This window comes from Amycolatopsis ponsaeliensis (genome assembly GCF_030182635.1).
Classification (GTDB): Bacteria; Actinomycetota; Actinomycetes; order Mycobacteriales; family Pseudonocardiaceae; genus Amycolatopsis; species Amycolatopsis ponsaeliensis.
On the sequence record NZ_JAPZLD010000004.1, the window covers coordinates 152,760 to 165,005 of the forward strand.

Below are 12,246 nucleotides of genomic sequence, written 5' to 3' on the forward strand. Positions count from 1 at the left end.
TCGACGTACACGTCAAAGAAGGAGGTCGGGGATGCAGCCACGCCGAGTCGCGGTGCTGGGCGGAGGGCCCGGCGGGCTCTATGTCGCGCGCCTGCTCAAGCTGGCGTTTCCGTCCTGCGAGGTCGCCGTGCATGAGCAGGGGGAGCCGGACACGACCTTCGGGTTCGGCGTCGGGCTGGCCGCGGGCACCCAGCGCAAGCTGGCCGCGGCCGACCCCGACACCCTGCGCGACGTCGTCGCCGCGGGCTGCCGGCACGACATGACCCTGCGGGTCGGCGGCCGGATCGCCCGGGTCCGCAACGACCGCCTGGTCGGGGTGGCCCGCACCGAGCTGTTGGCCATCCTGCAGCGCCACGCGGAGAAAGCCGGAGTGGAGCTCGACTTCGGCGTCCGCCGTTCGGCTGAAGAGCTCGACGCCGATCTCGTGGTCGCCGCCGACGGCGTCGGCAGCGTGACGCGCGAGCAGGGGTCGTTCGGGGCGCGGATAGGCACCGGGCGGGGCCTGTACCTGTGGTGCGGCGCCGACTTCGCGCTGGACGACGCCCTGTTCGAGCCGGTGCGGACCGAGCACGGCGTCTTCGTCACGCACGCCTACCCCTACGGCAGCGGACGCAGCACGTTCCTCATCGAGACCGACGAGGCCACGTGGCGCCGGGCCGGCTTCGACCACGACGTCGAGGACGGCGAATCCGACGAGATTTCCCTGCGGTACCTCCAAGAAGCGTTCGCCGAACCGCTGCGCGGACACCGGCTGATCGGCAACCGCACGCGCTGGCTGCGGTTCCGGACCGTCCACTGTGCCCGGTGGTCGGCCGGGACCACCGTGCTGCTGGGCGACGCCGCGCACACCGCGCACTTCTCCATCGGCTCCGGCACGAAACTCGCCATGGAGGACGCGATCGGCCTGGTCGAAGCGCTGCGGGACGCGCCCGACACCGCGGAAGCGTTCGCCCGGTACGAGACGGACCGGCGGCCGGCCGTCGAACGGCTGCAGGAACTGGCCCGGCGCAGCCAGTTGTGGTGGGAGTCGTTCCCCTCGCGGCTGCACCTGCCGGTGGAACAGCTGATGGTCGCCTACATGACCCGCGCCGGGAACGTCCCGCTGGAGCGCTTCGCGGCCACCAGCCCGGACCTCGTCGCCGCGGCACTGACCCAGTACGCCGGGACGTCGCCACCGGCGGACGGGCTCGTCGACTGGGTCCTGGAGCAAGCGGCCGTCCCGCCCGGCGACCTCGTCACGATCGACGACGTCGTCACCGATCCGTGGGACGAGGAAGGCGACGCGGTCGTCGCTCGCGCCCGCGCGGCCCGGGAACGCGGCGCGACGGGGTTCCGGTTCACCGGACCGGGTGATCGCGGCGCTCTGCTCACCCGGCTGGACCTCGCCGAGCGCGTCCGCCTCGAAGCCGGCGGGATCATGCTGGTGGCCGGGCCCGCGGCGCTGCGGGACGACCTGGCCGCCGGCCTGGTCAGCGCCCGCACCGACCTGATCGAGGAGACCGCATGAGCTGGGGTGACAAGGTCGTCGCCTACCCGGAAGCCGCGGTGCGCGCGTACCGGGACGGCGGGCTGTGGGGTACCCGCACGATCGCGGACCAGCTGCACCGGGTCGCCCTCGCCCACCCGGACCGCGACGCCGTCGTCGCGCTCGACGGCCGGGTCACCTTCCGCGAGCTGGACGAGCGCACCGACCTGCTGGCCGCGGGCTTGGCCGGGCTCGGCCTCGAACCCGGTGACCCCGTGCTCTTCCAGGCCGGCAACCGGCTCGCCACGGTGCTCGCCTGGTACGGCGTGCTCAAGGCCGGCCTGGTGCCGGTGTGCACCCTGGCGGCCCACCGCGGCCACGAGATCGGGGAGATCAGCCGTCGCGTGGGTGCCGTCGCGCACCTCGTCGAGACCGGCGGGTTCGACCTCGTCGGGTTCGCGCTCGAGCAGGGCGCGGGCCATCCGACCCTGCGGCACGTGCTGGTGCTCGGCGACGACCCGCGCGGCATCGCCGTCGGCGGTCTCGGCCGGGACGTCGACGCCGGTGCCGCGCGCAAGACCGTCGAGGAGATCCAGGCGGGCATCGACCCGGACGACGTCGCGGTGTTCCAGCTCTCCGGCGGCACCACCGGCGTGCCCAAGGTGATCCCGCGGCTGCACGCCGAGTACTGGTACAACGCCCTCGCCTACGCGAAATCCTGGGGCTGGTCCCCGGAAACCCGCGTCGCCCACCTGATCCCGATCGTGCACAACGCGGGGATCGTCTGCGCGCTGCACGCCTCGCACAGTGTCGGCGCTTCGCTGATCCTCGGCACCGCGGACCTCGACGCGTCGCTACCGTTGCTGGCGAGTGAGGCCGCCACGCACGTCCTGCTGGGCCACGGTCACTTCCGGGCCGTCGGCCACCCGGAGTTCGCCGCCGCCGCGGCCGCCCTGACGCAGGTGGTGCTGTCCGGCAGCAAGATCCCGCCGGCGCTGTTCGACGACCTCGAACGCCGCGGGCTGTGGTCGGGGCAGCTGTTCGGCATGGGGGAGGGCCTGTTCCTGACGACGCGGCCCGGCGCGCCCCGGGCCGCGCGGGCCACGACCGTCGGCACGCCACTGTCCGAACTGGACGAAGTGCGGATCCTCGAACCGGGCCTCGGCGGCGAAGTCCCGGACGGCGAGATCGGCGAGCTGTGCTGCCGCGGCCCGTATACGCTGCGCGGCTACTTCGACGCCGAGGAGCACAACGCGCGCGCGTTCACCGCCGACGGCTTCTACCGCACCGGCGACCTCGCCGCGGTGCGCGTGCTCGACGGCGTGCGGTACGTGTCGATCGAAGGCCGGATCAAGGACGTCATCAACCGCGGCGGCGAGAAGATCAACGCCGAGGAGGTCGAGCTGCTCCTGCTGCGCCACCCGCTGGTCACCGCGGCCGCGGTCGTGGCGATGCCCGATCCGCGCCTCGGCGAGCGCACCTGCGCGTTCGTGGCCGGCGGGCCGCTCGACCTGCCCGAGGTCCAGCGGCACTTCGCCGAGCAGGGCGTGGCGAAGTTCAAGTGGCCCGAGCGCGTCGAAGTCGTCGCCGAAATCCCCCGCACCCTCGTCGGAAAACTGGACAAGAAGCGCCTGCAGGCGGAGATCGCCGCGAAGCTCGCCGCCGAACAAGGAGGAACCCCGTGACCCCGCACCGGATCGGGCTCGTCGTCCCGAGCTCGAACGTCACCGTCGAAACCGAGATCCCGGCGCTGCTCGCGCGCCACCCTTCCGCCGCGTTTTCCTTCCACAGCAGCCGGATGCGCATGCACAAGGTGTCTCCGGAAGAGCTGCGCGCGATGAACGCGCAACGCGAACGCTGCGTGGACGAGCTGGCCGACGCGGGCGTCGACGCGCTGCTCTACGCGTGCCTGGTCGCGGTGATGGCGCAGGGGCCGGGGGAGCACGAGCGGACGGAGAAGGCCGTCACCGGGCAGCTGGCGGCCCGCGACGCGCACCCGGCCGTGCTGTCCAGCGCCGGGGCGCTCGTCGAAGGGTTGCGTGCACTCGGCGCGCGGCGCATCGCGCTCGTGACGCCGTACCTGCGGCCGCTCGCCGAAGAAGTCGTCTCCTACCTGCGAGCCGAGGGCTTCGACGTCGTGGACTGGGTGGCGCTCGAAGTCGCGGACAACGCCGAGGTCGGGTGCATCCCCGGCGACCGGATCCTGGCCGCCGCGCGCGGGCTGGACCTCTCCAGTGCCGACGCGCTGGTCATCTCCGCCTGCGTCCAGATGCCTTCGCTGGACCTGGTCGAGCCCGCCGAAACGGAGTTCGGGCTGCCGGTGCTGTCGGCCGCCACGGCGGGCGCGTACGCGCTCTTGCGGGGTTTGAATCTCGCGCCGCGGCTGCCGGGAGCCGGGCGGCTGCTCGCGGGACCTCTACCATCACTGGGATGAGCGGCAGCACACCGCGGGGCGGCTCCCGCGAAAAGGGGACCACCGCGCGGCGCGAACTGGTGGAGAACGAGCTCTACGAGCACGCCACCCGGCTCTTCGCCGAGCGCGGCTTCGCCGGCACGAGCCTGCAGGACATCGCCGACGCGCTCGGCATCACGCGTCCCGCGCTCTACTACTACGTCAAGAGCAAGGAAGAGCTGCTCGCCAAGCTGGTCACCGAGGTCACCAACGGGCCCCTCGAGGAGCTGACCGAGCTGGTGGCCCAAGACGTCGACCCGGTGCGCAAGCTGCGCGGCATCGTGGAGATCATCGTCGGGCGCCGCGCCCGGCAGCCCGAGCGGTTCCGGCTGCTCATCCGGTCGGAGGCCGAGCTGCCCGCGGCGCTCACCGAGGCCTACGACGAGGGCCGCCGCGCGGTGCTCAAGACGATCGCCGGAGTCATCGAGGAAGGCGTGCGGGTGGGCCGGTTCCGGCCGGTCGACGCGCGCGTCGCGGCGCTGGGCGTGCTCGGCATGTGCAACTGGGTGGCGTGGTGGTTCCACCCCGGTGGGCGGGACACCGCCGAGGCGGTCGTCGAGCAGCTGGCGGACATGGCTGTGGGGGCGTTGCAGCGTCCCGACCAGCACGTTCTCGACGGCGAGGGCCCGGCGGCGGCGTTGAAGATGCTGCGTCAGGACCTCGACCACCTGGAGCGCATCCTCGACGTCTGATTCTTCCTGCGCACGGCCCCTTCGCTTCGGCGGAGGGGCTTTTCCGTGCCGGCGTGATCGGGCACGTAACTCGCGTGATCCGACACGTAACTCGCGTGATCGGGCACGTAACGCCGCCAATCACGCGAGTTCCGGCCCTGATCACGCGAGTTCCGGCTTCAAACACGCGAGTCTCGGCTTCGATCCCGGCCGCGAAGCGTGGCGTTTGGCACATGCGTCAGAATATTGACGCATTCGTTGACTCGCGCGTACCGTGAACTTCACGAGACAACGCGGGAGGCATGTCATGACCGAGCTGGACCACCGGGTGCGGGGCGTCGACCACGTCGCGTTCCCCACCTTCGACCCCGCCGCCACGGTGCGCTTCTACCGGGACGTGCTGGGGTTCCCGGTCGTGCACTCGATCTGCGCGGCGGGCTGGGGCCCGGAGAACCACCCCGACTTCATCCACTTCTTCTTCGACATCGGCAACGACGACCGGATCGCGTTCTTCTACTACTTCGGCACCGAGCCCGAGGTCGGCGGCGCGCCAGGCGTCAAGGGTGACGTCTACGCGCGGTTCGGCGCCGACGTGCCCGAGTACTTCGTGCGGTCGCGGCACCTCGCGATCCACGTGAACGACGAAGCCGACCTGCTGGAGTACCGCCGCCGGCTCGACGCGAGCGACTGGCCGGTCGAAATGCAGATCCAGCACGAGACCATCGAGTCGATCTACACCCACGACCCGAACGGCTACATGGTCGAGATCACCCGCGCGATGCGGCCGGTGACACCCCAGGAAGACCTCGACGCGAACCTCACCATCGACGCGCTGCTCGACGTCGTCGGCGAACCCGAGCCGTCGTTCGGGAAGCTGCTGGCGCGCAAGGCGGAACTGATCGTCGAGCGCGCGGCGGACTGGGAGCCCGCGCGATGACGACGCTCTACGTCCTCGACGTCCCGGAGAACACCGCGGTGGCCAAGATCGCCGCCGAGGATCCCGCCGTCGCGGTCGGCCGGATCGGGCCGTACTTCGAGATCAGCGCGGCCGGGGCGATCGTGGTCGACCGGCGCGCGACGGGCTGCCGCCACGCCGTCTGGTACTCGTGCATCGCCGGGGTGGCCCGCGGCAGCCGGATCACCCAGCACGACAAGAACGCGCTGCGCGTGGAGCCGGTGTGAGCGAGCGCCTGGGCGCCGGCCGGTACGTCGCGGCGGGGGAGCGGCCGGCCTCCACGCTGCACGAACTGACCACCGCGGACGGCGCGACCGTGCGCGGCATCCTGTCCACTGTGGCCGGTGCGCGGACCGTCGTGTCGCTGGTGCACCCGCGGCAGGACCTGACGCACCACCCGCTCGTCCCGCTGCTGCTGCGCGCCGGCGTCGCGGTGTGGACGCAGCACACCCGCTCGGTCAACAACGACCTGAACCTGGTCCACGAACAGGCGCTGCACGACGTCGCCGCCGGCCAGGTCTTCCTGCGACAGCAGGGTTTCGACGCACGCGTCCTATTGGGCCACTCGGGTGGCGGCACGCTCTTCGCGTACTACTGCGAGCAGGCGGCACGCACGGACCGCGTCGAGACCACTCCCGGCGGGCGGCCGACCCGGCTGGCCGAGGCGGAGATGCCGGTGCCCGACGGCGTCGTCTTCCTGGCGCCGCACCCCGGCCAGGGCAAGCTGCTGCTCGCCTGCATCGACCCGTCGGTCGCCGACGAGACGGACCCGATGTCGGTGGTCGCCGAGCTAGACCCGTTCTCCCCGGCCAACGGCTTCGCCGAGCCGCCCGGGAGTTCTTGCTATACCACGGAATTCCTGGACCGCTACCGGGCGGCGCAACGCGACCGCGTCGCCCGCATCGACGCGGTGGCCCGCGCGCACCTGGCCGATACCGCGGCCGCGCGCAAGGCGTTCAAGGCCGGCGGCCGGGCCGAAGATCGCCGTCGTTCGCTGGCGCCGCGGGTCATCACGGTGTTCCGCACCGACGCCGACCCGCGCACGGTCGACCTGACGCTGGACCCCAGCGAGCGCCCGTACGGCTCGTTGTTCGGCAAGCGCCCCGACCTCATCGACTACGGCCTGGTCGGCTTCGGCCGGCTCGCGACGCCCGAAGCGTGGCTGTCGACGTGGTCCGGCCTGAGCTCGAACGCCGACTTCGTCCGGTGCGCGCCGGGCGTCACGGTCCCGGCGTTGTTCGTCGAGCTGACCGGTGACCAGGCGGCGTTCCCGGCGGACTCCCGGCGCATGATCGACGCCCTCGGCGCCACGGACCTGACGACGGCGACGGTCCGCGGCCTCCACTTCGGCGGCGCCATCGCCGACGGCGAGCCGACCGGCAACGAGCTGGCCGCCGCCGAGATCGCCGAGTGGCTGGGCAAGCGCTTTCCCTTGGCCTGACTCACTTCCGCACGACGGTCGTGCCGCTCGTCAGCGAGGATCCGTCCGGGGCGGTGGGAACGACGGGCGGGACGACGGCGCCGTGCTCGTCGACCAGGACCGAATGCGGCTCGCCGGCTTCGAAGGCGTGCCGCTCACCCCACTGCCGCAGCGTGACGATCACGGCGAAGAGGTCCTGGCCGGCCGCGGTGAGCGCGTACTGCCGGCGTTTGCCCGACGGCGCCTCGACCTGCTCGATCACGTCGTGGGCGACCAGTTTGCGGAGCCGGTCGGCGAGGATGTTGCGGGCGATGCCCGTGCGCTGCTGGAAGTCGGTGAACGAGCGGGCGCCGTCCATCGCGTCCCGGACGATCAGCAGGCTCCACCGATCGCCGATCAGGTCCACGGTCCGCGCGACCGGGCAGCTCGGGTCCGTCCACATCGCGTCACCTCCGATGAGTTGCGTTATGAAACCATTCTGCCCTACGCTCCGAAGAGTTGCAAATCGCAACCAATCGGGAGGTGTGGTGGGACGCGGGACGAGACTGCTGCCGGCGGTCGTGTGCGGGGTCGCGGTCGCCGGGGTCTACGCCGGGCAGCCGGTCCTCGGCCCGATGGGCGACGACCTGGGCGTGCCCCGCGACTCCGTCGGCTGGTTCGTGGCCGTGGGCCAGCTCGGCTACCTGATCGGGCTGGTGCTGCTGGTCCCGCTGGGCGACCGCCTCGACCGGCGGCGCCTGATCGCCGGGCACCTGGGCCTGGTGGCGGCCGGCCCGGCGGTCACCGCGGCCGCACCCAGCGCCGGGGTGGCGTTCGGCGGCCTCGCGGTCGCGGGACTGTTCGCGGTGGTGGTGCAGACGACGGTCGCGTACACGGCGTCGCTGTCGCCGCCGGCCGAGCGAGGGCGGAACATCGGCGTGGTGACGTCCGGCGTGGTGGCCGGCATCCTCGGCGCCCGGGTGGTCACGGGAGCGCTGTCGGACCTGTGGGGCTGGCGCGGCGGCTACTTCGCCCTGGCTGCGCTCGCGTCGATTCTCTGCGTGCTGTGTCTCGTCGCGCTGCCGCCCGACGTCCGGACCGGCGCCGAGCCCTACGCGCGGATCCTCCGCTCCTTCTTCGGGCTGTTCACCCGGCTGCTGTTCCTCGGCCGCGGACTGATCGCGTTCTTCCTGTTCGCCTCCTTCAGCACGCTGTGGAGCGGCCTGGCGCTCCCGCTGGCCGGCGAGCCGTGGCACCTGAGCGAGACGCAGATCGGGCTGTTCGGCATCGCCGGCCTCGCGGGAGCCTTGGGGGCGGCCCGGGCCGGCCGCTGGGGCGACGCCGGACACGCGGGGCGCGTCACGGGCATCGCGCTGGTCCTGCTCGTCGGCTCGTGGCTCGCGATCGGCGGGCTCGGCTGGTCCCTGGTGCCGCTCGCCGCCGGCGTGGTGGTGCTCGACTTCGCGGTCCAGGTCGTGCACGTGGGCAACCAGCACGCCCTGACGACGGCGTTCCCCGAACGCACCAGCACCACGATCGGCGCGTACATGGTGTTCTACTCGCTGGGCTCGGCGGCCGGCGCCGCGGCGACCACGAGGTCGTTCGCCGCGGCGGGCTGGCCGGGCTCGACCGTCCTGGGTGCGGCGCTGGCTTTCTGCGCTCTGGCCGTCTGGTTCACCACCGCGCGACGGGCAACGCGAGTGAGTGCTGGCGCCAAGTCCCAGCTGTCACCAAGACGGTAAGCGGAGACTTGCACTAGACAAGAAGGGTGAACGCCAGGCCTGCGCGTGGAGAACACTCGCGGCTATCTGGACTCGACAGTGATTGCCTTGCGAGTTCTCCACGACTTTATCGTGTGGTCGGCCGCCGGACCCATCGCCGCGTCCTGTGGAATCGCCGCGCCTTGCGGCCCTGAGGTGGAGTCTTGGGGAGGCGAGAGTCGGGACCGATCGTGGCCGAAATGGCCTGTTCTACAGGTAGCACCTGATCGAGGCTGGTGACCAGTGCATCGAAGGTACTGTTCAAGGCGGCGTAGACGGCGGTGATCTCGGCGGCATCGGGCATCGGGTCGTCTTCCCGGTGCAGATCATTGGTCATGGGACACCGCCTTGAACTTGAGGTTGAGCGTGGTCAGCGCGCGTGAGATGTTCTTGCGGACTGCGGCTTCGTTCTTGCCTGTCTGGGTGGCGATCTCCGCATTGGTATATCCGTCCAGATGCCAAGTCAGATGTAGTCGCTGGGTCTGAGGTAGGGCGTCCAGCATGACTCGGGCGTGGGCGGTGCCGTCCGCGAGGGCCATGACCTCTTCAGGAACCAAGCTGGTGTCTGGATGGTCCGGAAGCTCATCGTTCGACAGGTGTGCGCGGTCAGGACTCAGGCGCCAGTACGCTCGTGAGGCAGTCGTTCGAAGCCAGGCCTTCCTCGCTTTTCGTGAGTCAGACAGCGTAGCCCATTTGACCCAGGCGCTCGTGAACGCAGTTTGTGTCGCGTCCCAGGCATCTTCGGCAGATGCTCCGAAAGCCATGATCAGGAATCCCGCGAGATGTGCTGCTTCGTCGCGATAGAACCGCGAGTAGTCAGCGCGTAGACGAGCTGCCCGATTCCGAGCAGTGAGAGGCTGTCGTTCCAGCGACGGCGGGGTCAGCTGTTGTCTACGCGTCCGGTCAGAAGCTTCGGTTCTGGGTCGGTCATCGTCGGCCATGGGTACTCGGCTCCCTGCTCGCTTCCCCGATGGTGATCCACGTTCGGATTCCATTTTCGAACGTAGTCAGCGTACTGCCGGGCGGTGCGCCATGGGTAAAGTCTCGAACCGCCGTTTGCCGGCTACGAGAGCATCTAATGTGCCCTTTCATGCAAATTTTGGCCGTCGCAACCGTTGTACTTGCGACAATGGTCGCTGCGAACATCAACACAGAAATCACGACGACTGCTCACCTTCCTTGGCGGGGTGGGCTCACACGCCACTTAGAGCACCAAGTAGCGAAAACTGTGACATCGACGAGCATCTCCCGAGGTGGGTGGGGCAAGGCAGAGGCACCAACGTGCGAGCAGGCAATCGCGCGTCCGGAGTATCACCGCGCGTCCTCGCGGCTCCGAACGCCGAGGAGGTACCGCGATGAACCTGTTCCGCACCGGCAGTCTCGCCTTGGTCGCCGTGCTCGCCGTCGGCTGCTCGGACCCCGCCGGTCCCGGCGCCCCGAGTTCCAGCACTGCGGAGGCACCGCCGCCGACGTCGGCCCCGAGCATGGAGCCCACCGGCCCGGAGGCCCCGAGATCCGGTGACGACGGCGTCGCCATCTCGATCCCGCAGCTGCCGATCGGCGGCGGTGTCGACGACACGGACGCCGAAAGCCAGTGCGCCTCCGCCGGCTGGCTGCAGAACGACCTCTCGCCCGGCCCGGGTGTGAAGGTCACCGGGATCCGGCTCGAGCATCCGGGTGTCTTCGGCATCGTCGGCGGCGGGTGCGGCGGAGACGCCGCCTGCGCGGGATTCACCTTCCACGCGAAGGGCGACACGTGCTCGATCGCGGTGAGAGCACTCGGGACCGGCGGCAAAACCCGCCTGTTCGTCGAGGGGAAGCCCGAGTGCGCGTCGGCGAGCGCGTGCCGGGACCTGCGGGATCGGGTGAACCCGGGCTGGATCGACTTGACCCAGCCGGAAGGGACCACCGAACCGTCGACGTCCGAGACCACCGCACCCGAAACCACCACCACGACCGGGTGACACCGGTGCCCGAGCCGGAGCCCGGCCGCTTCGAGCGGTTCGTCGAGGCGGGCAAGTCCGTCATCCCGCCGCTGACCCTGCTCAGCACGCTGCTGTTCTACTTCGGGTACGTCTCCGCGCGCTCGCAGTACGAGTACTTCGGCGTCGACGTCGACACGGTCGGGCTGGGGACGCAGGACTACATCATGCGCAGCCCGCAGCCGCTGCTCACGCCGCTGCTGGTGTTCGCCGCGGCGGGTGCCGGCGCGGTCGTGGTGCACGCCGCCGTCCGCCGGCGGACCCGGGCGGCGACCCGGCTGGGCCGCGCCGGCCAGGTGACGGGCCTGGCCGCGCTGTCCGCTGGGCTCCTGCTGCTGGCCGGGTACCCCTTCCTGCGCGACTGGCGGCTGTACGGGCTCGTCACTCCACTGCTGATCGCCGCCGGCAGCACGCTGTTCCGGTACGGCTCGTTCGTCCGGCGGCTCACCCGGGAGCCGCCGGACCCGGACCCGACGCCGCTTCGCCGGGTCTCGACGGCCCTCGGGTACGTCGTGATCGCCGTCAGCGCGTTCTGGCTGACGGCGACCGTGGCGCAGTGGTCCGGCCGCGGGCTCGCGATGTACGAGGCGAGCCGCCTGGACAAGCTGCCCAGCGTCATCCTCGACACCAAGGAAAGCCTGTTCCTCCGCAGCCCCGGCGTCCAGGAGACCAAGCTGCCGGTCTCCGACGGGCAGACCTTCCACTACCGCTACCGGAACCTGCGCCTGCTGATCCACGGCAAGGACCGGATGTTCCTGGTGGCCGACCGGTGGTCGGCGGGCAGCGCGACGGTCGTCGTCCCGCTCGACGGCTCGGTGCGCGTCCAGTTCCAGTTCCAGAACCAGCGCCCGTGAACCCGGCGTATCAAGCGGCTCCCCGGCCGCTCCGGAAAGCATGACCACCCGAGTCGCACGGTTCGCCGGCGAGCAGCGCCGCGATCGCCGGCATGCGCCGCACCCGGGCCAGGCACCGCGCCCGCGACGGGCCGATCGAGCCGACCGGGATGCCGAGCGTCGCGCTGATCTCCCGGTAGGACTTGGGCGGGTCGCAGAACAGCAGCGCGAGCAGCTCCCGGTCGCGCACCGGCAGCCGGGCGCACGCGCGGCGGGCGGCGGCGCGGCGTTCGGCCCCGACCAGCCCGGCGTCGAACGCGGGCTCGGTCAGCTCGCCGAGCAGCGGGTCGTCGGTCGGGACCTGCCGGTTCTGGTGACGCAGCAGCCGCAGGCACTCGTGCCGGGTGGTGGTGCGCAGCCAGCCGGGCAGCGCCTCCGGTTCGCGGATGTGCGTCAGGTTCGCGACCAGCCGCAGCCACACCGCGCCGCTGACGTCCTGGGCGTCGGCATTGCCGAGCCGGTACTGCGCGCACACCGACAGGACCAGCGAAGAATATCGGTCGACGATATCCCGCCAAGCCCATTCGGCACCTCGAGCGGCATTTTCCAGCAATGGCACCGGCGACTCGTGCATGGCCCCTCCTCGGACTGGGATGTTCCCGGGAACACGATTTCGCCACGCCCTGCTCGCCGACCTTGCAGAGACCTTGCGGGGCGAGCAGCATCGAC

At 71.0% G+C, this 12,246-nt stretch carries 14 protein-coding genes; 10 read left to right on the forward strand and 4 right to left on the reverse strand.

Going from position 1 to position 12,246, the window contains the following annotated elements; translation table 11 throughout:
• Positions 1–31 precede the first annotated feature (31 nt).
• From QQ657_RS07970 to QQ657_RS08000, 7 genes are all read left to right on the forward strand, one after another.
• Positions 32–1,507, forward strand: a complete 1,476-nt coding sequence (locus QQ657_RS07970) for an FAD-dependent monooxygenase (RefSeq protein ID WP_284741441.1) — start codon at positions 32–34, stop codon at positions 1,505–1,507.
• Complete coding sequence (locus QQ657_RS07975) at positions 1,504–3,150, forward strand: (2,3-dihydroxybenzoyl)adenylate synthase (protein ID WP_284741442.1); 1,647 nt, start codon at positions 1,504–1,506, stop codon at positions 3,148–3,150. The genes QQ657_RS07970 and QQ657_RS07975 overlap by 4 nt, the downstream gene beginning before the upstream one ends.
• Positions 3,147–3,899: a maleate cis-trans isomerase family protein gene (locus QQ657_RS07980; protein WP_284741443.1), complete on the forward strand. Its 753-nt coding sequence runs from the start codon at positions 3,147–3,149 to the stop codon at positions 3,897–3,899. Before QQ657_RS07975 ends, QQ657_RS07980 begins: the two co-directional genes overlap by 4 nt.
• The gene (locus QQ657_RS07985) at positions 3,896–4,609 is read left to right on the forward strand and encodes a TetR/AcrR family transcriptional regulator (RefSeq protein ID WP_284741444.1); all 714 of its coding nucleotides are present in this window, start codon (positions 3,896–3,898) and stop codon (positions 4,607–4,609) included. The genes QQ657_RS07980 and QQ657_RS07985 overlap by 4 nt, the downstream gene beginning before the upstream one ends.
• Before the next feature lie 286 nt (positions 4,610–4,895).
• Positions 4,896–5,525, forward strand: a complete 630-nt coding sequence (locus QQ657_RS07990) for a VOC family protein (protein WP_284741445.1) — start codon at positions 4,896–4,898, stop codon at positions 5,523–5,525.
• Positions 5,522–5,770 (forward strand): hypothetical protein, encoded by a 249-nt coding sequence (locus tag QQ657_RS07995; RefSeq protein ID WP_284741446.1) that lies wholly within the window; start codon positions 5,522–5,524, stop codon positions 5,768–5,770. The genes QQ657_RS07990 and QQ657_RS07995 overlap by 4 nt, the downstream gene beginning before the upstream one ends.
• The gene (locus tag QQ657_RS08000) at positions 5,767–6,984 is read left to right on the forward strand and encodes an alpha/beta fold hydrolase (RefSeq protein WP_284741447.1); all 1,218 of its coding nucleotides are present in this window, start codon (positions 5,767–5,769) and stop codon (positions 6,982–6,984) included. Before QQ657_RS07995 ends, QQ657_RS08000 begins: the two co-directional genes overlap by 4 nt.
• Position 6,985: 1 nt before the next feature.
• Here QQ657_RS08000 and QQ657_RS08005 read toward each other — a convergent pair whose 3' ends face one another.
• Positions 6,986–7,405 (reverse strand): winged helix-turn-helix transcriptional regulator, encoded by a 420-nt coding sequence (locus QQ657_RS08005; RefSeq protein WP_284741448.1) that lies wholly within the window; start codon positions 7,403–7,405, stop codon positions 6,986–6,988.
• An 85-nt stretch (positions 7,406–7,490) separates the two neighbouring features.
• Here QQ657_RS08005 and QQ657_RS08010 point away from each other — a divergent pair, with 85 nt between their 5' ends.
• A complete protein-coding gene (locus tag QQ657_RS08010; protein ID WP_284741449.1) occupies positions 7,491–8,684 on the forward strand; it encodes an MFS transporter in 1,194 nt (397 codons plus the stop codon).
• A 106-nt stretch (positions 8,685–8,790) separates the two neighbouring features.
• Here the strand turns inward: QQ657_RS08010 and QQ657_RS08015 are convergent, their stop codons facing one another.
• Entirely contained in the window at positions 8,791–9,039 is a 249-nt protein-coding gene (locus QQ657_RS08015; RefSeq protein ID WP_284741450.1) for a hypothetical protein, read from the reverse strand.
• Entirely contained in the window at positions 9,029–9,643 is a 615-nt protein-coding gene (locus tag QQ657_RS08020; RefSeq protein WP_284741451.1) for an RNA polymerase sigma factor, read from the reverse strand. The genes QQ657_RS08015 and QQ657_RS08020 overlap by 11 nt, the downstream gene beginning before the upstream one ends.
• A gap of 414 nt (positions 9,644–10,057) precedes the next feature.
• Here QQ657_RS08020 and QQ657_RS08025 point away from each other — a divergent pair, with 414 nt between their 5' ends.
• Together QQ657_RS08025 and QQ657_RS08030 are read left to right on the forward strand one after the other, a co-directional pair.
• The gene (locus QQ657_RS08025; RefSeq protein ID WP_284741452.1) at positions 10,058–10,666 is read left to right on the forward strand and encodes a hypothetical protein; all 609 of its coding nucleotides are present in this window, start codon (positions 10,058–10,060) and stop codon (positions 10,664–10,666) included.
• Between the two features lie 5 nt (positions 10,667–10,671).
• Positions 10,672–11,538 (forward strand): hypothetical protein, encoded by an 867-nt coding sequence (locus QQ657_RS08030; protein WP_284741453.1) that lies wholly within the window; start codon positions 10,672–10,674, stop codon positions 11,536–11,538.
• A gap of 10 nt (positions 11,539–11,548) precedes the next feature.
• Here the strand turns inward: QQ657_RS08030 and QQ657_RS08035 are convergent, their stop codons facing one another.
• Positions 11,549–12,151 (reverse strand): RNA polymerase sigma factor, encoded by a 603-nt coding sequence (locus QQ657_RS08035; RefSeq protein WP_284741454.1) that lies wholly within the window; start codon positions 12,149–12,151, stop codon positions 11,549–11,551.
• Positions 12,152–12,246 lie beyond the last annotated feature (95 nt).